The 21,934-nt window shown below is 57.7% G+C and carries 19 protein-coding genes; 17 read left to right on the top strand and 2 right to left on the bottom strand.

Features of this window, described 5'->3' with window-relative positions; genetic code table 11:
- Window positions 1–10: 10 nt before the first annotated feature.
- The 13 genes from SSARUM2_RS19745 to SSARUM2_RS19685 all read left to right on the top strand — a co-directional run bounded on the left by SSARUM2_RS19745 (window position 11) and on the right by SSARUM2_RS19685 (window position 14,644).
- Window positions 11–1,150 (top strand): efflux RND transporter periplasmic adaptor subunit, encoded by a 1,140-nt coding sequence (locus SSARUM2_RS19745; RefSeq protein WP_079656757.1) that lies wholly within the window; start codon window positions 11–13, stop codon window positions 1,148–1,150.
- The gene (locus SSARUM2_RS19740; protein ID WP_060452052.1) at window positions 1,140–3,092 is read left to right on the top strand and encodes an ABC transporter permease; all 1,953 of its coding nucleotides are present in this window, start codon (window positions 1,140–1,142) and stop codon (window positions 3,090–3,092) included. Before SSARUM2_RS19745 ends, SSARUM2_RS19740 begins: the two co-directional genes overlap by 11 nt.
- The gene (locus SSARUM2_RS19735; protein ID WP_060452462.1) at window positions 3,089–4,468 is read left to right on the top strand and encodes an efflux transporter outer membrane subunit; all 1,380 of its coding nucleotides are present in this window, start codon (window positions 3,089–3,091) and stop codon (window positions 4,466–4,468) included. Before SSARUM2_RS19740 ends, SSARUM2_RS19735 begins: the two co-directional genes overlap by 4 nt.
- A gap of 2 nt (window positions 4,469–4,470) precedes the next feature.
- A complete protein-coding gene (locus tag SSARUM2_RS19730; RefSeq protein ID WP_060452460.1) occupies window positions 4,471–5,724 on the top strand; it encodes a beta-ketoacyl-[acyl-carrier-protein] synthase family protein in 1,254 nt (417 codons plus the stop codon).
- A gap of 11 nt (window positions 5,725–5,735) precedes the next feature.
- Window positions 5,736–5,978 (top strand): acyl carrier protein, encoded by a 243-nt coding sequence (locus tag SSARUM2_RS19725; protein WP_033649480.1) that lies wholly within the window; start codon window positions 5,736–5,738, stop codon window positions 5,976–5,978.
- Between the two features lie 554 nt (window positions 5,979–6,532).
- The gene (locus tag SSARUM2_RS19720; protein ID WP_033635795.1) at window positions 6,533–7,081 is read left to right on the top strand and encodes a tyrosine-type DNA invertase; all 549 of its coding nucleotides are present in this window, start codon (window positions 6,533–6,535) and stop codon (window positions 7,079–7,081) included.
- Window positions 7,082–7,563: 482 nt separating this feature from the next.
- Window positions 7,564–8,085 carry a fimbrial protein gene (locus tag SSARUM2_RS19715; protein WP_033635794.1) on the top strand — a complete coding sequence of 174 codons (522 nt, stop codon included), beginning with the start codon at window positions 7,564–7,566 and terminating at the stop codon, window positions 8,083–8,085.
- 97 nt (window positions 8,086–8,182) lie between these two features.
- Window positions 8,183–8,860 (top strand): molecular chaperone, encoded by a 678-nt coding sequence (locus SSARUM2_RS19710; protein ID WP_033635793.1) that lies wholly within the window; start codon window positions 8,183–8,185, stop codon window positions 8,858–8,860.
- A 105-nt stretch (window positions 8,861–8,965) separates the two neighbouring features.
- On the top strand, window positions 8,966–11,515 hold the full coding sequence (locus SSARUM2_RS19705) for a fimbria/pilus outer membrane usher protein (RefSeq protein ID WP_033649481.1): 2,550 nt from the start codon (window positions 8,966–8,968) through the stop codon (window positions 11,513–11,515).
- A gap of 7 nt (window positions 11,516–11,522) precedes the next feature.
- Window positions 11,523–12,584: a fimbrial protein gene (locus tag SSARUM2_RS19700; RefSeq protein WP_079656753.1), complete on the top strand. Its 1,062-nt coding sequence runs from the start codon at window positions 11,523–11,525 to the stop codon at window positions 12,582–12,584.
- Between the two features lie 57 nt (window positions 12,585–12,641).
- Window positions 12,642–13,169, top strand: coding sequence for a fimbrial protein (locus SSARUM2_RS19695; protein WP_033649482.1), 528 nt, complete (start codon window positions 12,642–12,644; stop codon window positions 13,167–13,169).
- Window positions 13,170–13,219: 50 nt separating this feature from the next.
- Window positions 13,220–13,915: a response regulator transcription factor gene (locus SSARUM2_RS19690; RefSeq protein ID WP_033649483.1), complete on the top strand. Its 696-nt coding sequence runs from the start codon at window positions 13,220–13,222 to the stop codon at window positions 13,913–13,915.
- Between the two features lie 45 nt (window positions 13,916–13,960).
- Window positions 13,961–14,644: a response regulator transcription factor gene (locus SSARUM2_RS19685; RefSeq protein ID WP_004931798.1), complete on the top strand. Its 684-nt coding sequence runs from the start codon at window positions 13,961–13,963 to the stop codon at window positions 14,642–14,644.
- 228 nt (window positions 14,645–14,872) lie between these two features.
- Here the strand turns inward: SSARUM2_RS19685 and SSARUM2_RS19680 are convergent, their stop codons facing one another.
- Window positions 14,873–15,424, bottom strand: a complete 552-nt coding sequence (locus SSARUM2_RS19680) for a tyrosine-type DNA invertase (RefSeq protein ID WP_033649485.1) — start codon at window positions 15,422–15,424, stop codon at window positions 14,873–14,875.
- Between the two features lie 367 nt (window positions 15,425–15,791).
- On the opposite strand from SSARUM2_RS19680, the gene SSARUM2_RS19675 reads away from it, so the two are divergent.
- Entirely contained in the window at window positions 15,792–17,444 is a 1,653-nt protein-coding gene (locus SSARUM2_RS19675; RefSeq protein WP_033654093.1) for a multidrug ABC transporter permease/ATP-binding protein, read from the top strand.
- A 387-nt stretch (window positions 17,445–17,831) separates the two neighbouring features.
- Window positions 17,832–17,945 carry a YmiA family putative membrane protein gene (locus tag SSARUM2_RS19670; RefSeq protein ID WP_049232362.1) on the top strand — a complete coding sequence of 38 codons (114 nt, stop codon included), beginning with the start codon at window positions 17,832–17,834 and terminating at the stop codon, window positions 17,943–17,945.
- 183 nt (window positions 17,946–18,128) lie between these two features.
- Here SSARUM2_RS19670 and SSARUM2_RS19665 read toward each other — a convergent pair whose 3' ends face one another.
- Window positions 18,129–19,349, bottom strand: coding sequence for an MFS transporter (locus SSARUM2_RS19665; protein ID WP_049194773.1), 1,221 nt, complete (start codon window positions 19,347–19,349; stop codon window positions 18,129–18,131).
- A gap of 503 nt (window positions 19,350–19,852) precedes the next feature.
- Here SSARUM2_RS19665 and agaR point away from each other — a divergent pair.
- Window positions 19,853–20,626: a transcriptional repressor AgaR gene (agaR, locus tag SSARUM2_RS19660; protein WP_033649488.1), complete on the top strand. Its 774-nt coding sequence runs from the start codon at window positions 19,853–19,855 to the stop codon at window positions 20,624–20,626.
- Window positions 20,627–20,649: 23 nt separating this feature from the next.
- A complete protein-coding gene (locus tag SSARUM2_RS19655) occupies window positions 20,650–21,933 on the top strand; it encodes a D-tagatose-bisphosphate aldolase, class II, non-catalytic subunit (protein ID WP_049212611.1) in 1,284 nt (427 codons plus the stop codon).
- Window position 21,934 lies beyond the last annotated feature (1 nt).

Here is a 21,934-nt window from a genome sequence, read left to right as displayed (position 1 = left end):
CTGGCGGCGAGTGGTGTTGGCGATGGTCGTTTTGGCGGCGTTGCTTGGCGGGCTGTCGTTGCTGAATCGGCCCCCTGACACGCAACCACCGCAAACGGCGCGCGTTGAGCGCGGTGACATCGAAAAAAGCGTGTTGGCGACCGGGATTCTGAAACCGCTTCGGCAGGTGAACGTGGGCGCGCAGGTCAACGGGCAGTTGAAAAAACTGTATGTCAAACAGGGTGACAGGGTGATCCAGGGGCAGCTGTTGGCCGAGATCGATCCGACGCTGCAGCTTAACGAACTGCGCAAGTCACAGGCTGAATTACGCAGCGCACAGGCGCAGAAACTGGCGAGCCAGGCACAGCTGAAGCAGTACCAGCTGGAGCTGAAGCGGCAAAGAGCGCTGGCGCGAGACCGCGCCGGCGTGGCCAGCGATTTGGAAAAAGCGCAGGCGCAGCACGACGCGCAACTGGCGCAGTTGAAAGTGAACGAGTCGCAGATCGTCCAGGCCGAAGTGGCGCAGGAAACCGCCAGGGCCAATCTGGCTTTTACCCGTATTACCGCCCCTATCGACGGCGAGGTGCTGGGCATCGTCACCCAGGAAGGGCAAACCATCGTCTCGTCGCAAAGCGCGCCGACCATTTTGGTGATGGCAGACGTGGATACGATGATGGTGCATACCCGCATATCGGAAAATGACATCTTGCAGGTGAAGACGGGGCAGCCGCTGTGGTTTTACGTCGCCGCCGATCCCCGCCGCCGCTATGAGGGAGCGATGGGCGCGATACAGCAGGCGCCGGCGGAGGCGCTGGAAACCGACCCGCTGGGCAGGAATTCAAGCCAGCAAACGGCGGCGGTGTATTACAACGGCGTGTTTGCCGTCGCCAACGGCGAGCGTCGATTGCGCACCTCGATGACGGCGCAGGTATTCATCATGACCGAACGCGCACAGGGGGTGGTGCGGGTACCGATGGCTGCGCTGGGCGCGGCATTGGATGAAGGAAGCTATCAGGTCAAGGTGCTGGAAGGCGGGCAAACGGTGGTGCGCCGCGTGCGTATCGGTACCCGCGATCGCCGCTATGCCGAAGTGTTGGAAGGGCTGAACGCAGGAGAGCAGGTGCTGCTGGAGCAACAGCCTGATGTGGAGGAGGGCGCTGATGTCAGTTAACACCGCTCCCATCATTGCGTTGGATAACGTCTCGCGCGAGTTTCAGGCGGGGGAGCAGAAAATTGCGGTCCTCAAGCGCGTTTCCCTGAGCATTCAACGGGGGGAAATGGTTGCTATCGTCGGCGCCTCCGGTTCCGGAAAATCGACGTTGATGAACATCATCGGCTGTCTGGACAAACCTTCTCAGGGCGACGTGCACATCAACGGGGTGGCTATTGGGCAAGCCGACGCCGATCGCCTGGCGCAGCTTCGCAGCCGGCATATCGGCTTTATCTTCCAGCGCTATCACCTGATGCCCTATCTGACCGCCGGTGAGAATGTGGCGATCCCGGCGTTGTATACCGCCATGCCGGCCGCCGAACGCCGCCTGCGGGCAGCGCATTTGCTGGCCCGGCTCGGGTTGGCGCAGCGCGGCGGTCATCGTCCGGCGCAGCTCTCCGGTGGGCAACAGCAGCGGGTCAGTATTGCTCGCGCCCTGATGAACGGCGCGGAAATTATTTTGGCCGACGAACCGACAGGTGCGCTGGATAGCGCCAGCGGTCAGGCGTTAATGACCATTTTGCACGAGCTGAACGCTATCGGGCATACCGTCGTCATCGTGACACACGATCGGCGGATCGCCGAACAGGCGCGGCGGATCATTGAGATCGGCGACGGCGAGATCGTGGCGGATCGTCGCCATGAAGCCTCCCGACATCTTTCTACGTTCGAACGACCGCTGGCGGCGCCGCTGAAACGCATGGCGCCGGGCGCGGCGTTGAAAGAGGCCGTCGGCATGGCCTGGCGGGCATTGCTGGGGCACCGGGTCCGGGCATTGCTATCGATGCTCGGCATCATTATCGGCATTGCGGCGGTGGTCTCCGCCATCGCCATCGGAGAAGGCACGCGGCGTAATATTCTCAAGGAAATCAGCCAGCTTGGCACCAGCACGCTGGAGATTCGCCCAGGCCTCGGGTGGGAGAAACCGCGGCCCGACCTTGCGCGCTCGCTGAGCGAGCGGGATGCCGCATTATTGGCTGCGCTGCCTTACGTCGACAGCGTTTCGCCGGTGATCGGCACCCAACTGCTGGCCGTTCGCGAAGGCAAACAGGTGCCGCTTGCCGTGATGGGCGTCGGCGAAGGGTATTTCCGCACGCAGGGCATTCGCCTGCTTTCCGGCGGCTTGTTTACCGCGCAGGATCTGAGTGAGCGCGCACCGGTAGCGGTGATTGATCCCTTGCTGAAACAGGCGCTGTTTGCTTCCCGGCAAGACCCTATAGGCGCGGTAGTGCTGATCGCGGGCGTGCCTTATCGGGTGATCGGCGTCGCGCAGCGCCGCGGCGCTCAATACGCCGGCTCTCAACCGCTTGCCTGGCTGCCCTATACCTCCCTGACCGGCCGCATCGCCGGCGATATGCCGCTGGAATCCATTGTGATGCGAGTGAATGAAAAACTGACGCTGGAAGAGGCAGGACGGGATGCGACCCGGCGTTTGATCGTAGAACACGGGCGGCGTGATTTCTTCACGTTGACCGACGATCAGCTGACGCAATCCATTCAGCGCGCCTCAGGCTCCATGCAACTGTTGATTACCGCGATTGCCGCCATCTCGCTGCTGGTGGGCGGTGTGGGGGTGATGAACATCATGCTGGTCTCGGTGACGGAACGGACCCATGAGATCGGTATTCGAATGGCGGTGGGCGCCGCCGAGAAGGACATTATGCGGCAGTTTTTGATTGAGGCGGTGGTGATCTGCAGCTTGGGAGGCGTGTTGGGGATCGCCTGCGCCGCGCTGGTCAAAGGGGTTCTGAGCGGATTGGCGCCGCAGGTGACGATGATCTTTACCTGGCCGCCGTTGCTCCTGGCCTGCGGATTTTCGGCGTTGATCGGTGTCGGGTTCGGGTTCTTTCCGGCTCGCACCGCCGCGCGCCTGCAGCCGGTGGAGGCGCTGGCGCGAGAATGAGCCGACTTTGGGTTTACGGGCTGGTGATGCTGTCGCTGAGCGCCTGCGGAGGGCGGCCGATCGACGCCACGGCGCCACCGTCGTTGCCGCCGCAGTGGCGCGTGGTCGATGAGCGTTCCGGTTCGCTGCGGGCGGGCGTCGACTGGTGGGAAAACTTCAATGATCCGCAACTCTCCTCGCTGATCGATGGCGTGCTGATCGCGAATCAGGATTTGGCGCTGGCCGGATTGCAGTGGCGCGAGGCCATGTTGGAGGCCGGATTAACGGAGGGCAACTTGACGCCGGATTTCACCGCCAGCCTGAGCGGCCGCAATACCCGAGCGTTGCGGGGCGCGTCTACGCCGCAGGAAAGCTACCGTGCAGGGCTTTCTCTGAGCTATGAACTGGATTTATGGGGCAAGCTGGCGCGCATTCGCGAACAGGCCGAATGGCTGGCCGTCGCCTCGGAGTTGGACCGGCGCAATACCGCGTTGACCTTGATCGGTGCTACCGCGCGCGGGTACTGGCAGATTGCCGACTTGAATCAGCAAGTCCTCCATCAGCAACAGGCGCTGGCGATCGCGCGTGAAACTTTGCGGCTGGTGGCGGCACGTCACACCGCCGGCGACGTTGGCCGATTCGAGCTGTTGCAGGCGGAGCAAAGCTTGTTGGCGCGAGAGAATCAGCTGCATGAGCTGGAGCGGCAGCGGGAAGATGCGCGTAACTCGTTGGCACTGTTGTTCGGGCGATCGCCGCTGCTGCGCTATAGCGAACGGCGTTCGTTGCCGCTTGACGAGGTGGCTGTCGCGCAGCGTCAGCCGGCGTGGGTGATTGCGCGCCGGCCGGATGTTCAGGCAGCAGAACGCCGTCTGAGAGCGGCGCTGGCCGGTGCCGAGGCGGCAAGATTGAGTTTTTATCCGGCGCTGAGCCTGGAGGCCGGGTTGGATGCCGGCAACGGACTTTTCCGCCAGTGGTTCAGTGAACCTTCGCGCTCGCTGGGCGCCACGTTGACGCTGCCGTTTATCGAATGGCGCAAGATGCGCTTGTCCAGCGACAAAGCGGCGTTGCAGGCGCAGCGGGCGGAGATTCAATTTCGCGATGCGGTCTACCGTGCGCTGGCCGATGTGGACAACGCCATGCGACAACGCCTGGAAGCACAGCGGCAAATCGGCAATCAGCGGTGGCATCTGGCGATGAGCCGACAAGCCGTGGCGTTGGCGCGACATCAATATCAGGCTGGTTCCGTTGCGCTGCAAACGCTGCTGGATGCGCAAGAGGCGGTGTTGGCCAGCGAGAATTCGCTGTCGGCACTGCAATTCCGCTATCTGAACGCCACGATGCAACTCTGGCTGGCGTTGGGCGGCAACGAGGCTTTCGCATCCGGGCAAGGAGAATAAGCATGGAGAAAACAAGACGCGTAGTGGTTACCGGTTACGGTGCCGTCACTGCGCTGGGGGGCAATGCGCAGCAAAGCTGGCAGGCTATCATGGCCAGCCGTCTGGCCTATCGTTATCACGATAAATCGGCGGCGGGGATCCACGCGCGCTTTTTTGCTTTGCTGGAGGCCGAACCGCCGCTGGAGGGCGTTGCCGCGCGGGTAAGCCGCCGCTTGCCCAGATTCGCCAGACTGGCGCTTGCCGCCGCCGCGGAGGCGATCGAAATGGCGTTTTCATCCAGTTTTGTTGGGCCCGCGCACTTTTATTCGTCGTTGGAGTGCGGAGCGATTATCGGCAGCGGCTGGGGCGGCCAGGATGAGATCATGCAAAACAATGCGGACTATCTGCAATCCGGGCTGGGGCAGCTGTTTGGCTGTTTTCACGCGATGCCCAATATCGCGACCGCCATATGCGGCCAGCATTGGTTGCTACGGGGCTATCAAGGCTCGCCGGCGGCGGCCTGCGCGACCGGCGGCATCGCGATTGGCGATGCGTTTGAGGTGATACGCTGCGGCCGCGCTTCAATGATGCTGGCCGGCGCCTCGGAGTCGCTGCGCGGCAACGGCGCGATCTGGAATATGGATGCGTTGCGTTTGTTGAGCCGGGAGCAAAAGGATATCACCAAAGCCAGTTGCCCGTTTAGCCGGGAACGCAACGGTTTCGTCCTGGCGGAAGGGGCCGCCGTATTATGCCTTGAGGAACGGGAAGCGGCTTTAGCGCGCGGTGCGACGATTTTGGGCGAAATCAAAGGATACGGCAACTTTTCAGACGCTTTTGATCTTACCGCGCCGTCGAAGGATCCTCAGGCCAAGGTGAAAACCCTACGACGGGCCTTGGAGCAGGCGGGGCTCGGCAGCCATGAAATCGACTATATCAATGCGCATGGCACGTCTACGTTGCAAAACGACGTGAACGAAACCGAGGCGATCAAGGCGGCGCTGGGGCGCGATGCCTATCGCACACCGATTTCCAGCACGAAATCTTATACCGGGCACCTGCTTGGCGCATCCGGCAGCTTTGAGGCGATCGTCTGCCTGCAAGCGTTACAGCAGCAAATGATGCCGGCGACCTGCCATTTGCACGAAGCCGATCCCGCATGCGATCTCGATTATATTCGCGAAGGACATCGGCATGGTCGTCTGCGTAATGTCATGAGCCTCAGTTTCGGTTTCGGCGGCGCCAATGCGGCGCTGGTATTTGGCAATCACTATGAATAACGGTAGAACGCATGGAAAAATATCATCGGTTATATGAGACGATTTGCGGCATGTTGCATGAAGCCCGAGGGCTGGAGAGAACGCTGCTGTCGGCGGATATGCCGCTACAGCAGCTTGGGCTGGACAGCCTGGATTATATGGAGCTGATGTTGTTGGTTCGGCGAGAATTCGGCATTACGCTCACTGCGGAAATGCTTATCGAGCATCCTGAATTGACCCTCGGCGAATTGTGCCACCTGATAACCCGTCAATAATTTCATCCCCCCAGGCGATCGCTCGCTAGGGTCTGGCCTGGGTTTTTCGTCTGTTGTAACGTCCATTTCATTCTTTTCGCATCCTGCTTCACTCAGTTATCGATATCCATAAATATTAATGCTTATCTGTCAGGTTAATATGAGCCAGTGATGGCGTTTTTTTATTCAACCCTTGGTGGCGTTATGAATGATGAGTGTTAATTATGTGGCGATATTTTTTAGGAATATTCTTTGTTTTGCCGGTTAATTTATCAATCTCACTCTACATCGCGCTTGTAAGTGATAATGCAAGCTAAAGAAAATAGGGGCAGTGCGGCCTCATTATTTATGATACGGCCGGAAAGCTGCGCAGATTATTCACGATAGCGATTCTCAGGGGCGATTGATGGCCGCGAGAATAACGGTTGTCGCGCTGTTCGCATTCGGCAAATCCGCTATACTCCGCGCTGGATGCAGGAACCTATCCATATGTCAGGGGCTGCCCTGAGTGTCCATTGTGGTGATGTAAAAGGAAAATGACAGCCACATTTTTCCTATCAAAGTAATGAGGTTGTATGTCTAATCGTAAACATCTGACGCCTTCTGAAGTGGAGAGACTGCTTGAGGTCACGCTGCATGGAAAGAATCCAGAACGCGATTATTGTTTGATTTATATGTGTTTTATTCATGGGTGCCGCGCCAGTGAAATAGGGGGATGGCGTTTGTCGGATATCGATCTGGAAGGCGGTAATATCTATGTGCATCGGTTGAAAAATGGTTTTTCCACCGTGCATCCGCTTTATCTGCGCGAAAGACAATGTTTGCGGCGCTGGTTGGATAAACGTCAGCGGCACCGCTGGGCCGATCAGGAGTGGCTGTTTCTTTCCAATCGCGGCGGCCGCCTGTCGCGTCAACGTATTTACGGGTTGATTCGGCATTACAGCAAGGTGGCTAAGTTGGAGGTCAATGCGCACCCGCACATGCTGCGGCATGGCTGCGGATTTGCATTGGCGGATCGCGGTGTCGACACCCGTTTAATTCAGGATTACCTCGGGCACCGAAATATCCAGAATACGGTGATTTATACCGCCAGCAATGCGCAGCGCTTCAAGGAAATTTGGTAAGTGTGATTTAAGTTAATAACGTTAAGGAGTCACTTTGAACTAAACTGAAACATACTGTAAGGACGCGTAAAAACAATGTCAATATTCCCATGCCTTCTTTCCAGGATAAAGATAAATATCATTTAAAAACAATGCGTTGTGTTTTTTTGTGCATGCCGTGTCATCCCTGGCAATCTAAGTAAAATCCTACTCAAAACCCCACGAGTTTAAATCACTGCGTTATCACCTCGGTTTTTTAGTCTGATTTATCAGTTATTCATCAATTGGTTGGTTTTAAATTCCGACAAATGTCCGTTTATTGGTTTAAAAGTCCAAAGGAGTCACTTTAGTTCAAAATGAATCGTTTGGGTGAATAAGCCAGAATCCATCAATCAACTTGGCTTAAGACGTTTCCCATTCATGGAACTAAATAAAAGGAATGACATTAAGGATATGTCGGAAATAAACCCATGCACATTTTGCATAATTTTAAGGAAAGTAGAATGAAAAAGAATCTGTTGGCTGTAGCTATATTGACCGCGTCCGCATTTACCACTTCTGCATTTGCCGCCGACGGCGCGCTGAATATTACTGGCACCATCACCGATCAGTCTTGCACCGTCGATGCGGATTCCAAAAACAAGCAGGTCGCTCTGGGCAAGATCGCCAAAGATGCGTTCACCCTGTCTAAAACCGCCGGCGCCAAGGCGTTCAATCTGGTGCTGAAAAATTGCCCGGCCACCGTCACCGGCGCCACCGTGCGTTTTGACGGCACTCAGGTGCAGGGGCAGTCCGGGCTGCTGCAACTGACCGGCGCTGGCACCGCCGGGGTCGCGGGCGGCATTGGCGTGCAACTGCTGGACGACGGCAGCAACGTGTTAAATATCGGCAACGATTCCCGCGTCTATACCCTGGCCGAGAACAAAGACAACGTTCTGGGCTTTGTTGCGCGCTATTTCGCTTATGACAACGTTTCCGTCGGTAGCGCCAACGCTACGGCCAACTTCACCATCGTTTATCAGTAAGGCCATGCCGTTACGGCGGCGGAACAGTTAGAAAAATGAGCCAGAGAGCGTGTTCTCTGGCTCTTATTCATCGGTGATGGAAACGGGAAGAAAGAGAATGAAAGCGGGATACTTTGTGCTGACGGCGGCGTTGCTGATGACGCTTTGGACTCCGGTACGGGCCGGTGTAGTAGTGGGGGGAACGCGCCTGATCTACGACGGCGGCAAAAAAGAGTCTGCTCTGAATATCAGTAATCCGGATGCGATGCCTTATCTGATCCAATCCTGGGTTGATGCGCAAGAAGGCGATAGCGCGAAAGCGCCTTTTATCATTACACCGCCGCTATTTCGCTTGGATGGCGGCCAAAATAACCTGCTGCGCGTGGTACGTGCGGGCGGCAATTTACCGACGGACAGAGAGTCGCTGTATTGGCTGAATGTGAAGGCGATCCCCTCGGTGGAAAAGAAAGAAAATACCCTGCAAATCGCCATCAAGACCCGTATCAAGTTGATTTACCGCCCGCAGGGGCTCACCGGCAATCTGGAGGAGGCGGCCGGTAAAGTGACGTGGCGGCGCAGTGGCGATCGTCTGCAGGTGACCAACCCTTCACCCTACTACCTCACCTTTTTCAATTTGAAGCTGAATGGCCGCGCCATTACCGGCAACACCATGGTAGCACCGCAGGCAAGCGCCAGTTTCCCGTTGCCGACGGCGAATGGCGCAGGAGGCGGTCTGAGCTGGCAAATCATCAATGACTATGGCGGCACCGGCCAGACCTTCACCAGCACATTATAACCGGGCTGCGGTACGTGTTTTTTGCTCCGGAATAACGCTGGAGCAGGTGTTCGGCTTACCTGGCTTTTCGTCGGGCCGAGCCAATCGGGACAGGGAGTTAAAAGGATGAATAACCCGAATTGCATTGGTTTACCAGGGGCGCGATCGGTTCTTGCCGGCCTGATATCTTGCCAGGTGGCGCTGCTGAGCCCGATCGGCACGGCTTATGCGCGCGATTATTTCAACCCGGCGTTGCTGGAAATCGATAATCCGGCGCTGCGCGGCGCCGATCTCTCCGTATTTGAGGAGAACAGTAGCCAGGCGCCCGGGAACTATCGGGTCGATCTTTACCTGAACGGCGAACAGATAGACAGCCTCGACGTCGAGTTCCGGCTTATGCCAGGGGCCGGCGGTAAACAAACGCTGCAACCTTGTTTCAGCACTGAAAAATTAGCTGAATTGGGCGTGAGGGTTGCCATGTTTCCGGCGATGGTGCCTGGGGAGAGTTGCGTCAATTTGGCGCAGGCCATTCCACAAGCCTCTTCGACATTCCTGTTCAATCAGTTGAGGCTGAATTTGAGCATCCCGCAGGCGGCACTGCGCTTGAATGCGCGCGACTACGTTTCCCCGGATAAATGGGATTCCGGCATACCGGCGCTGTTGGTCAATTACAATTTCAGCGGCGCCAATAGCCAGATGCGCGCCAGCGAACGGCAAAACAACAATAACTATTACCTCAATCTGCGCTCGGGCATCAACTGGGGCGCCTGGCGCCTGCGTAACTATTCGATCTGGAATCATTACTCCGGTGGCTCTTCTTCCTGGCGCTCAATCAATACCTACCTGCAGCGCGATATCGTTGCGTTGCAAAGCCGCCTGACCCTGGGTGACAGCACAACATCCAGCGATGTGTTCGATAGCGTGCAGTTCCGCGGCGGGCAGTTGGCCTCTGAGGACGATATCCTGCCGGACAGCATGAAAGGGTACTCGCCGGTAGTGCGCGGGATCGCACGCACGAATGCGCAAATCATAATCCGGCAAAACGGCTACGTGATTTATCAAAGCTATGTGCCGCCGGGGGCGTTTGAAATTTCCGATCTGTATCCCACGGGTGGCAGCGGCGACCTGAATGTAAACGTGCGTGAGGCAGACGGCCAGGAGCAGCATTTTGTTGTGCCGTACGCCGTGGTGCCGGTATTGCAGCGCGAAGGGCGGTTTAAATACAGCCTGACCAGCGGGAAATACCGGTCATACAGCGGCGGCGTTGATGAACGCCCGTTCAGCCAGGCAACCGGGATCTACGGTTTGCCTTGGGGGGCCACGTTGTATGGCGGCGTGCAGGCGGCCAGTAAATATCAGTCTTTGGCGCTGGGATGGGGGCAGAACATGGGGGCGGTAGGCGCGCTGTCTGCCGATGTCACCCAAGCCTGGACCAAGCAGGAAACCCGGCCGAAGGAACAGGGGCAATCATGGCGTCTGCGTTACGGTAAAAACTTCATTGAAACCGGCACCAACTTTAGTTTGGCCAGTTACCGCTACTCCACGCGCGGCTTTTATAGCCTGCAGGAGGCGCTGGAGAGCTATGGCGGCAACAGCGCCGTCTATAGCGATCACAAGAAGAGCCGCGCCGAGCTGACGATGAGCCAAAGCCTGTGGGAGCGGGGAGGAACGCTGTCGCTCAGCCTGTTTAACGAAGACTACTGGGATAACAATCGCCGTTCGCAGTCTGTCAGCCTCAGCTACAACAACAGCTGGGAAGCGGTCAGTTACGGGCTGAATTACACGTTCAACCAGAACGGTTACGACAGTAACGGCAATCGCAGCAGTATTCGTGACCATATCGTGGCTTTCAACGTCAGCGTACCGCTCAGCAAATGGCTGCCGGGCAGCTATGCCACCTACAGTATGAACGCCAGTCGCAATGGTGCCACCAGCAACAACCTTGGGTTGAGCGGTACGGCGTTGCCGGGAAACAACCTGAACTACAGCATCAGCCAGGGCTATACCGGCAGGGATGTGGGGGCGAACGGCAATATTCAGGCGGATTATAAAGGCTCTCTCGCCGAGTTGAACCTGGGGTACGGCTACGATCGCCATCGCCGGCAGGTGAACTACGGCGTGCAGGGCGGCGTTCTGGTGCACCAAAACGGCATCACGCTTTCCCAACCGCTGGGCGATACGGTGGCGTTGGTGCAAGCGCCTGGTGCTTCAGGGGTGAATGTACTGAACCAGACCGGAGTCAGCACCGACTGGCGCGGCTATGCGGTTGTGCCTTACCTGACGCCTTACCGGCGCAACATCGTCGGATTGGACGGTGAATCTTTCGCAGAGGACGTCGACATGACGCTGAGTAGCCAAACGGTGATCCCAACTCGCGGCGCCGTGGTGCGCGCCCGCTTTAATCCGGACGTCGGTGCCCGCGTGTTGCTGACCTTGCTGACGCGCAGCGGCGCTCCGGTGCCGTTCGGCGCCACCGTCAGCACTCTCAACAGCCCCTCTGACAATGCAGCCATCGTCGGTGATGGCGGCCAGGTTTATCTGGCTGGCCTGGCGGATAGCGGGCGGTTGCGGGTTAAGTGGGGCAATGACGCGGCTCAGCAATGTCAGGCCAACTATCAATTGGCTAATCAGCCCGAGAGCGGTGGGATTCGCCTCGTTAACGGGCAGTGTTTATAAGGTGCATATGATGGCGACAGGAATATCGATTCAACGAGGGATCATCGTCGGTGGGCTATTGGCGTGCGCAACGTTGGGCGCACCACAGGTGCAGGCGGCTTTCGGGCAGTGTGTTCCTATTTCGGGGACCCATGGGTTTTCATTCCTTTTTTCCCCGGTTTTAACCGACCCGTCGCAAAACGTGGTGGGGCGGATTATTAAGAATGCTGACGGCGGCAACTGGAATTTGCCCGGTTCTTATCGGGTGAAGTGCGAATGTCAGACGCGTACGGCGTCTTATGTCACCGCCAAAATGCTGCTGAGCGAGCCGGTATTCAGCAGCGGGGGATTAACGTATTACGCGTTGAATGAATACCTGGGCGTGGCCAGCGAAGTTTTCGTTGCGGGGTATCGCAACGCGTTTATTGCCGCACCGTTCACCAATGAGTCTAACTTTAAGACCGATATGGATGGTGATGACGAATCCTGTGCCAGCACGCCCTACAACAGCGGTGCTCGCGGGCGAATTCACCTGTATTTCCGCCGCCCTTTCGTTGGCGTGACCACAATCCCCAGCACCCGCCTGGTAGACACCTACGTCTCCGTGGTGAGCGGGGTGAAAAGCGATGTGCCGGTCTCCACTATCTCCATGAGCGGCACCGTCACCGTGCCGCAGAGCTGTGAAATCAGTCCGCAAACGGTCACGATCGATTTTGGCGATATCTTGACGTCGAATATTCAAACCAAGGGGGCAATGGCGTCCGGCGTCACGCCAGAAGAGAGAACGCTGACGCTGGCTTGCCGCAATATTTCCGCCGGCGTCAAGGTCAGCCTGTCATTTCGCGGTGAGGCGGACGGCAGCATGCCCGAGGCTCTGAAGACCAGCAATCGCGACATTGGCGTGATGATTAAGGATATGCAGGGCAATGTTATTCGGCCTCAGAGCGGGCGCTTGCCGATCGATAACTTCCAATATCCCAACCAGAGTGGCAGCTCACGGATCAGCGTATATCCGATCAACACCACCGGCCAACCTCCTGCCGTGGGGCAATTCAATGCAACGGCGACCATTCAGGCAGAAATTCAATAACGGATATTTCAACGGTAGCACGCCGGGGGCCCGGCGTTTAACGAGAAGGAGCAGATTATGGGGAAGGTTTTTAGCGGTATTGGCTGCAAATTGGCGCTGGCGGGCCTGTTTCTCCTGGCGATGCCGTCGGCGCATGCCGTATCAAAAATAGTGATTACCGGCAACATCAAAGCGGCACCCTGTGAAATCGACGGCGCGAACGGCACGGTTTCGGTCAATCTGGGGGACGATATTTCTGCCGCCGTACTGGCGACCTCCGGTGCCTTTAGCCCGTGGGTGGAGTTTCCTTTGACGCTAAAAAACTGCCCAAGCACCACCACGTCGGTCGTCGCGACCTTCAGCGGAACGGCTGCGGATGAAGGTGCCAGCTTGTACAAAAGCACCGGCAGTTCTCGCCGAGTGCAAATTGAATTGCAAAATAGCCAGGGGGCAAACCTGGGCAATGGCAAGAGTATGGCCCAGTTAGTTAATCGGGCGACGAATGAAGCCAAATTCAATTTGCGGGCGCGGGCATTCAGCGTCAATGGCGGTTCAACGCCCGGTTCGATAGAAGGGGCTCTGCAGGTCACTTTCGTCTATCAGTAGACAAAGGGCTGCCCTAGATGGAAGGTTAACGACAGATTTAAGGTGATGATATGAATATTAATTATCCCTATGGAACAACCTTGGCGGCCGGCAATGCGGCGACGGGGGCCGTGGCTATCATGGAACCTTGCCCCCTCACGGCGTTGGGGATGAGAAACCGATTGATTGAGTCCTGCGGTCTACAGCCCGACAACGTTCGACAGGTGACGAACCTGGTGGCGCTGAGAGCCTTATTCACTCAGCACACGCATCGTTTACTGGTGATGGATTTGTGCGGCAAATCAGAATTGGTATTGGACGGCTTCAGGCTGATTGCCGATGTGCGTGAAAGCTCGCCGGACACCGCGATAATTATTTGTACGGCATTGGATGAACCCAGGCTGCTGCGGCAACTGATCGCATCCGGCATCCGCGGCCTGATGTTGAAGCAAGAGCCGGCCATTGCGTTGACTCATTGCGTCCAACAGGTCTTGGCGGGCTGCAGCAGTTTCAGCCATCGGGTGCGTCAGCGTCAATTGCATGAGGCGACAGCCGACAAGCCTTTGACGGCGAAGGAACTGGATGTGCTGACCCAGTTGTTTTCCGGTAAAAGCGTGACCAGCGTGGCGTTAACGATGTGCCGTGATATTCGCACCGTCAGCACGCATAAACGCAATGCGATGTTGAAGTTGGGATTTCACAGCGATGGGGAATTGTATCTTCAGGGGAAATGGATGGCTGCGCAAGGTTCGTCTTTTGTTCGCTAGGCAAGCGTGCGATGCCTCTGGGGTAAGCAAGCATAGGAGCAGATTATGCATTCATGGCGTCAGCAGCCGCTGAACATAGCATTAATGGACAGATGCCCATTAACGCTGGAGGGGTTGGCGAGTTTTTTAAAAACGCTGCCAACCCAGGCAAAAGTCGTCGTAAAGGAAACCAGCGTCCGCGCGGTGGCGGATAGCGTGGTCTATCAGCAGGCTGACGTGCTGATTAGCGAGATGGATGGTGAAGATGAAACGGTCGCTCAGGGCAGGGAAACGTTGCTTGCCTTGTGCACGCAGTTGCCCGAATTGCGGGTGATCGTCTATACCCGCTGCCAGAATGCAGAAGAGGTGGGGCGTCTGTTGAACCAGCCCAATATTAGCATCGTAGCCAGAGATGACGCTTTGCCGCTGGTGGCGGAGTTTTTTAATCGCGTGCTGCTTGGGGAACGCGTGTTGAGCCCGCAGATAGGCGCTTTTCTGGCGCCTTCCGTTAGCGGAGAGGAGGCGGCAACGCGAAAGTTGACCCGCTGTGAGAGCGACGTCTTGGCCTTTTTGTTCAACGGAATGAGCCTGCGGCAAATCGCCGAGTTGCAACGGCGCAGCATCAAGACGATCAGCGCGCATAAATGCAGCGCCATGCGTAAGCTGCAGGTGAAGAATGACAGCGAACTGTTTTCTCTGCACGGCAATATTACGCGGCAATTGGGGGGGAAATGGTCAAAGGGCACCTAACCTTTAATGAAACGGTATGGGCTATGATTTATCGGCAGGCTTGCCGTTAAAAGCTTACCCAGTGTGGCCTATCCCTGGCGCCGATGCATGAAAAGCAGCTCGGCGTTAAAATATTGCTGAGTAGGCCGTTGATGACGTGCCGGGCTGCCTCTCCCATCTGAATATTGCATAGCACTCGATGTGTTGTTTAACGGAGGACGGGGCTGCGTAATTATTCTCGTCGTGAGGTTAAATGTTGATCGTGCGGAATCGCTCTACGTTGGTCGCGGTGTAAATCACCGTATTCTGGATGTTTTTGTGCCCTAAATAATCCTGAATCAAACGCGTATCGATCCCTTTATCCGCAAGGGCGTAACCGCAGGAATGTCGCAACATGTGAGGATGGACCTGAACGCTAATGCCGGCCATCTCGCCATACATTCTCATCAACCGATAGAGCTGCTGACGTGATATCTGCCCGCCGTGGCGCGACAGGAATAGCCATGGCGCTTCAGCGTCAGGATAGTTCGCCCGTTGGGCCAGCCAGTTTAACAGCGCCTGCCGTTCTCGCGGTTGAATGGGGTGCTGAACGGAAAACCCGTTTTTTAACCGGGATATATGGATCCTATTGGAGGTAAGGTCAATATCCTGAAGGCGCAATGCACGCAGTTCGCTAACCCGCAAGCCGTGAATAAAGCACATTAATAGTAAACAACGATCTCGAATGCTATTTTTTCCTTCATTCACAGCGGCAATCAATTGCTCAATTTCAACCTGACTAAGAAATTTCCTTTTTTTCATTTTCCCTTCCTGCGTCTTAGATGTTGGCGATTTCTATTATGATGTTTTATTAAAGCATTGGAACATAATAGGCGGCAAAGAAAATAAATAATTTCATTTGTGAATGCATGGGTTTTTATTGTTTTATTTTTCAAGTGAATGGCTTTTTGATTCATATATGTTTATTTAATTTATTTCGGGAAGCTATTTAATCAGCGAATATTGAGCGTCCTGTAAGAGCCGTATGGGAATTTTGCCCCCGTCAGATGACCACGGGGATACCGCCTCTCTCAGAACGGTGCTTGATAAACTGTGTTGAGAATTCGTCTTGATCTCATTCTCACGCCGCTTACAATGCCTGCCAGATCGCGACTTCAGAGGTTTTTTCATGGAACTGCTACGGGTGGTTTATCACCAGTATCGTTGGCCATTTCTGGCTGTCATGGCGTTGACCATGGCCAGCGCCGGCTTAGGTATCGGTATCATTGCTTTTATCAATCAATACCTGATGGACGCCGGCGGCGATGCCTTGGCCGTGCTGCCGGTGTTTCTCGCCCTGTTGGCATTGTTGATAGCGGTCACCTTGGGTTCGCAATTGGCGCTGACGACATTGGGCCATTACTTCGTCTATCGCCTGCGTGGGCAGTTAGTGAAGCGCATTTTGGATACCGATATTGAACGCCTCGAACAATTGGGCAGCGCCTCATTGTTGGCCAGCCTGTCCAGCGATATCCGCAATATCACCGTTGCCTTCGTGCGCCTGCCTGAACTGGTACAAGGGGTGATTTTAACCCTGGGGGCAGCGGCCTATCTGGGGTGGCTATCGCCGAAAATGCTGGCGGTCACGGCAGTCTGGGTGGCGGTGACCGTCGTGGGCAGCGGCTGCCTGGTATCACGGGTTTATCGTCATATGGCCAGTTTGCGTGAGTCGGAAGAACGTCTCTATCATCGTTATGAGTCGGTGATTGACGGCCGCAAGGAACTGACGTTGAACCGCAAGCGGGCGCAGGCGCTGTACGAACAGGCCTATCAGCCCGATGCGCAAGCTTATCGCCACCACATCATTCGCGCCGATACCTTCCATTTGAGCGCGCTCAACTGGTCAAACATCATGATGTTGGGCGCGATTGGGCTGGTGTTCTTTATGGCCAACAGTCTGGGATGGGCGGACTCGGCGGTGGCCGCCACCTATTCACTGACGCTGCTGTTTTTGCGCACGCCATTACTGCAAGCGGTCGGAGCGTTTCCGACGCTGGTCAGCGCCGAAGTGGCCTTTAACAAGCTGAAGACGCTGCGCCTGGCCGAGTATCAACCGGCGTTTCCTGCCGCCGTTGGTCGCTCCTGGCAGACGCTGGAGCTGCGCGACGTGGTTTTTCACTATGCAGATACGGAACAGCAGCCCGGTTTTGCCGTCGGGCCGCTCAATCTGACGCTGCGGCGTGGTGAGCTGGTCTTTCTGATCGGCGGCAACGGCAGCGGCAAGTCAACGCTGGCGATGTTGTTGACCGGGTTGTACCGGCCGGTGAGCGGCCATATCGTTCTGGATGGCGTCGCACAGAGCGCAGCGGATATGCCGGACTACCGGCGGCTGTTTTCGGCGATTTTCACCGATTTTCATCAGTTCGATCGCTTGCAAGGGCCGGAAGGCGGCGAACCCGATGCGGATCTGGTCGCCATCTGGCTCGAGCGGTTGAATATGAAAAGCAAACTGCAGTTTGACGGCACCAGGGTGACCAATCCGCAACTGTCGCAGGGGCAACGCAAACGTCTGGCTTTGCTGCTGGCGGTGGCGGAACAGCGCGATATCTTGCTGTTGGATGAATGGGCCGCGGATCAGGATCCGCAATTTCGGCGCACTTTCTATCGTGAACTATTGCCGGAGCTGCGCGCGATGGGCAAAACGGTGTTTGCCATCAGCCATGACGATCACTATTTCGAACACGCCGATCGGTTGCTTGAGATGCGCTCAGGCCATTTACGTGAGCTGACCGGCAGCGAGCGTGAACACGCCAGCCGGGATTCCGTCAGCAGAATCGGTTAACTCACGCCGGCCCGAGCGAGACCAAAACGGGCCGGTGTTCTCTCCGCATGATCCCAGTACATCGCTTCATTTTCTCCCCCGTCTCCAGCGCTGCCTGTTGCCGATTTGGCTTACGGGCAGTCAAATAATTGATAGTTGAATTATTTACCAGTGGTTTAATTTCGACCTTCCAAGGTATGGCACACTGCACCTTCGTTCGCCTATCAATACAAGTTATCGCCTGCCGATAACAGTGATATCCACGGTGTCGTTCTTACTGAGGCGGTGATGCAGGCCTATGGTTGGCAGCTGTTTTTTAAATTTCCATAGGAAAAAGCCACTTTATTGATCGTTAAAATAGATCAATAATCACGGTTTGAATGGTTTAATCTATTGGTTGAGGGCGCTGTGGTGAGCAAGGATGGATCAGATATCAAACGTAGAGCATGGCTGTGTGTATTTATCGGTAGCGGGCTGTTCTGGCTGTTAACCGCCGCCGTGATTTACTGGTTACTGAGTTAGCAGGTTAAGCAGGAAGGCGATTCGTGAACAAGAAGCAGGCTAAAAACCGTGAGGGCGCTGAGCGTCGCGCACAGTCCAAAATTCCGCCGTCATGGGTGCTGAGCGATGAGCAGCGCGCCTTTATTGAAGACTTATGGCAGGATACCGACTCTGAGCCGCCGCGGCCCCCATCGCGCAGCCGCGTTAGCTGATCACGCGGCGGCGGCCGGCCAGCGCGCCGAACAGCATTTGCAAGACGGTCAGGCACAGCAGGGCGATCAACGGCAAACGCCAACCTGCCGTCAGATCGTGCAGCAGGCCGAATAGGGTGGGCCCCAGCGCCGCCAACAGATAACCGACGGATTGCGCCATACCCGACAGCAGCGTCGCCTGATGATGATGCTGGCTGCGCAATCCAAAGAACGACAGCGCCAGCACCAGCGAACTCCCCGCCCCCAATCCGGCAAACGTCAGCCACACCAGTGAACTGGCGGGTTGCACCAACAATCCCCCGACGCCGATAAAGATCAGCAGTGAGCTGCCCAACGCTATCGCCCGTTGATCGTGTGCGCGCGGCAAAATCACCACCATGACAAAGTTGGCGACGATGGCCACCACCTGGTAAACGAACAGCTCGAAACCTGCCTGCTGAGCTGAGGTGCCGTAGCTGGCGGCAAAGGCGCTGAACCAGCCGATGATGGTGTAGAAGGCGATCGATTGCAGCCCCATGAACATCGCCACTTGCCAACCCAGCGCGCTGCCCCAGGGAGAGCGATAGCGCTGTGGCTCCGTCGGCTGCGGCGCTTTGGCGGCGGGAGTGGCTGAGCGTCGCAGCTGCGGCAGCCACACCAGCAGCGCCAGCAACGCGGGCAACCCCCAGCACAGTAAGGAGAAGCGCCAGCCGAGGTCGGCCAGGGCAGCCAGCGGCACCGCCAGGCCGGAGGCGATGGCGGCAACCAGCGACATCACCGCCGCATAGGCGGCGATCATCGCGGCGGCGCGATGCGGGAAATCTCTTTTCACCAGCGTCGGCAGCACTACGTTGGCGAAGGCGATGGCGGCGCCGATCAGGATGCTGCCCGGCCATAGCATGGCGTCTTGCGGCAGGGAACGCAGCGCGATGCCGCAGACCAGCAGCGCGAGGGCGAGACCCAGGGTGCGCTCGATGCCGATGCGTTTCGCCAGCGCCGGAGTCAATGGCGAGAGGATGGCGAACAGGATCAGCGGCAGCGAGTTGATCAGGCCGGCGGCGGTGGCGGACAACGCCAGCTGCTGCTGGATCTGTTCCAGCAGCGGGCCGACGCTGGTCAGGGCGGCGCGCAGGTTGGCCGCGATCAGCATAATGCCGACGATCAGCAGAACGGGGCGGTGTAATCGGCGACGCGGGGTCGCGGTGGACGCTGGGGGTGAAGCGGGTTGCGGCATGGGTTCCTCGCACCAGGGCATGCAGTCAATCAGTGCTGCATGGCATGATGCGTTGATTGACGTTAACGCTTACGTACCGACAAATCGACGGTATCCGATCGCAAGTGTAGGGAAGATGGCGCGCGCTGACAAGGGGATGGCCCGGCGGGATGGCGGCGGTTAACCCCCACCGGCCGCAGGATAATTGCCATTATGTGATCCTGGTCACTGAGTGAACTAAAAGTCAGGGCGCGGGGCGCGCCAGGCGCCGCTTTCGCTTTCCTCGCAGCCCGCACCTCGGCGCTCCGGGCTTCTCGCCCATCCTGGCATTTCACTTTTTCTCCCTTCCGCTTTTTGGCTTTTCGATCCGTTTCGATTCGAAAGGTTTTTTGACGGTTTTTTTGCTAAAACCGGGCTGTAAGCCCGATCACAATTTCATTGCTTTCGCTTTGCTGTAATGCCTGCGCAGTAGAGCGAAAGCCATCTTCTCCCCGGCGATGCCGGAAACCTGAGGACCGCAGCTCATGCCAGTGAATACCGCAAAGCGACGTGAACACATTATCGATCTGTTATGCGAGCACGGCAGCGTGCGCGTGGAGCAGCTCAGCAAACAGTTTGCGGTATCCACGGTGACGATCCGCAACGATCTGCGCTTTCTGGAACGAAAAGGGTGTGCGCTGCGCGCTTACGGCGGCGCGATGCTCAATCAGCAATTCGCTTTCGATCGGCCGCTGCGGGACAAGGGGCGGTTGAATCGCGACGTCAAAACGCTGATCGCCAACGCGGCGGCCGGCTATGTGCGCGACGGCGATGCGCTGATCCTCGATTCCGGCTCCACCACCACGCAGATCGTGCCGTTCCTGAAGGGGCGGCGCGATCTGGTGGTGATGACCAATGCGCTGAACATTGCCTACGAGCTTTCGGGAAACGACGGGGTGGAGGTCATGGTGCTGGGGGGCAGCGTGCGCCGCAACTCTTACTCGCTCTACGGTCCGGCCGCCGAGCAGCAATTGCGTCAGTACCGCTTCGACAAGCTGTTTTTGGGCGTCGACGGGTTCGATCTGAGCGCCGGCATTACCACGCCTCACCCCGGTGAGGCGCACCTCAATCGCGTGATGTGCGAGGTGGCGCGCGAGATTATCGCGGTGGCGGATGCCAGCAAATTCGGTCGCAAGAGCTTTTGCATGATTCGCGAAGCCGGACAAATCCATCGGCTGATCACCGACAGCCGTCTTCCGGACGATTACGAGCGGGCGTTAACCGAGCTGGGCGTGGAGGTCATCATCGCCGATCGGTAGCAGGGCGCCTGCATGGGGGCTTCATGCAGCAGTTGTTACAGCTTGTCGAGCAGCACAAGGCCGGTATGCCGGTCGGGATCTTTTCCGTCTGTTCCGCCCATCCCTGGGTTCTGAAGGCCGCGCTGCGGCAGGCCAAAGCGCGCGGCACGCCGGTATTGGTGGAGGCGACGTCCAACCAGGTCAATCAGTTCGGCGGCTATACTGGCCAAACGGCGGCCCAGTTCCGCGATGCGCTGTGGCATCTGGCGGATGAGGTTGGCCTGGCGCGCGATCGCGTGTGGCTGGGCGGCGATCACCTGGGGCCCAACGCCTGGCAAGATCGCCCGGCTCAGGAGGCGATGGCGCTGGCGGAAACCTTGATCGACGATTACGTTCGCGCCGGATTTCGCAAGATTCACCTCGATTGTTCCATGTCGTGCGCCGGCGATCCCTCGCCCCTGGGGGATGCCATGGTCGCCGAGCGTGCGGCGCGCTTGTGCGCGGTGGCGGAGCGGGCCTGGATGCAGAGCGGCGGCGAAGCGCCGGTCTATGTGATTGGCACCGAAGTGCCGGTGCCGGGCGGCGCGCAGGAGGCGCTGGCGAGCCTGCAGGTCACCACGCCGCAGGCGGTGGCGCAAACGCTGGAAACGCACCGTATCGCCTGGCAACAGGCCGAGCTGAACGATGCCTGGCAGAGAGCCATCGCGCTGGTGGTGCAGCCGGGCGTCGAGTTCGATCACCACCGCGTCGAACGCTATCAGCCGCAGCGCGCCGACGCCTTGAGCCATTTCATCGAACGCCAGCCGGGCATGATCTATGAAGCGCACTCCACGGACTATCAGCCGCCGCAGGCCTACCGCCAACTGGTGCGCGATCACTTCGCCATCCTGAAGGTGGGGCCGGCGCTGACCTTCGCGCTGCGCGAAGCGCTGTTCGCCCTCGATCGCATCGAGCGTGAATGGCTGGGGGAGCGCCAGTCGGCGCAGCTGTGCGCCACGCTGGAGCAGGTGATGCGCGAGCAGCCGCAGCAGTGGAGCCGCTATTACCACGGCACGCCGCACCAACAGTACCTCGATCGCCACTACAGCCTGAGCGATCGGGTGCGTTACTACTGGCCGCAGCCGCAGGTGCAGCAGGCGGTCGACGGGCTGCTGGACAACCTGCGCCGCAGCCCGGCGCCGCTGGCGCTGCTCAGCCAGTACCTGCCGGATCAGGCGCGGGCGCTGAACGCCGGCGAATTGAGCGCCGATCCGCAAGAGTGGGTGCTGCATAAAGTGACGCAGGTGCTCGACGATTACCACGCCGCCTGCTACCCGGAGGGCCGCTGAC

This window comes from Serratia sp. K-E0102 (assembly GCF_029962625.1).
GTDB lineage: Bacteria > Pseudomonadota > Gammaproteobacteria > Enterobacterales > Enterobacteriaceae > Serratia > Serratia sarumanii.
The sequence above is the reverse complement of the archived record's forward strand: the minus strand, read 5'-3'. Positions and strand labels throughout refer to the sequence as shown.

Coding starts and splice junctions, on each gene's coding strand:
- SSARUM2_RS19740 (WP_060452052.1), top strand. CDS start 1,140: ATGTCAGTTAACACCGCTCCCATCATTGCGTTGGATAACGTCTCGCGC.
- SSARUM2_RS19735 (WP_060452462.1), top strand. CDS start 3,089: ATGAGCCGACTTTGGGTTTACGGGCTGGTGATGCTGTCGCTGAGCGCC.
- SSARUM2_RS19730 (WP_060452460.1), top strand. CDS start 4,471: ATGGAGAAAACAAGACGCGTAGTGGTTACCGGTTACGGTGCCGTCACT.
- SSARUM2_RS19725 (WP_033649480.1), top strand. CDS start 5,736: ATGGAAAAATATCATCGGTTATATGAGACGATTTGCGGCATGTTGCAT.
- SSARUM2_RS19720 (WP_033635795.1), top strand. CDS start 6,533: ATGTCTAATCGTAAACATCTGACGCCTTCTGAAGTGGAGAGACTGCTT.
- SSARUM2_RS19715 (WP_033635794.1), top strand. CDS start 7,564: ATGAAAAAGAATCTGTTGGCTGTAGCTATATTGACCGCGTCCGCATTT.
- SSARUM2_RS19710 (WP_033635793.1), top strand. CDS start 8,183: ATGAAAGCGGGATACTTTGTGCTGACGGCGGCGTTGCTGATGACGCTT.
- SSARUM2_RS19705 (WP_033649481.1), top strand. CDS start 8,966: ATGAATAACCCGAATTGCATTGGTTTACCAGGGGCGCGATCGGTTCTT.
- SSARUM2_RS19700 (WP_079656753.1), top strand. CDS start 11,523: ATGATGGCGACAGGAATATCGATTCAACGAGGGATCATCGTCGGTGGG.
- SSARUM2_RS19695 (WP_033649482.1), top strand. CDS start 12,642: ATGGGGAAGGTTTTTAGCGGTATTGGCTGCAAATTGGCGCTGGCGGGC.
- SSARUM2_RS19690 (WP_033649483.1), top strand. CDS start 13,220: ATGAATATTAATTATCCCTATGGAACAACCTTGGCGGCCGGCAATGCG.
- SSARUM2_RS19685 (WP_004931798.1), top strand. CDS start 13,961: ATGCATTCATGGCGTCAGCAGCCGCTGAACATAGCATTAATGGACAGA.
- SSARUM2_RS19680 (WP_033649485.1), bottom strand. CDS start 15,424: ATGAAAAAAAGGAAATTTCTTAGTCAGGTTGAAATTGAGCAATTGATT.
- SSARUM2_RS19675 (WP_033654093.1), top strand. CDS start 15,792: ATGGAACTGCTACGGGTGGTTTATCACCAGTATCGTTGGCCATTTCTG.
- SSARUM2_RS19665 (WP_049194773.1), bottom strand. CDS start 19,349: ATGCCGCAACCCGCTTCACCCCCAGCGTCCACCGCGACCCCGCGTCGC.
- agaR (WP_033649488.1), top strand. CDS start 19,853: ATGCCAGTGAATACCGCAAAGCGACGTGAACACATTATCGATCTGTTA.
- SSARUM2_RS19655 (WP_049212611.1), top strand. CDS start 20,650: ATGCAGCAGTTGTTACAGCTTGTCGAGCAGCACAAGGCCGGTATGCCG.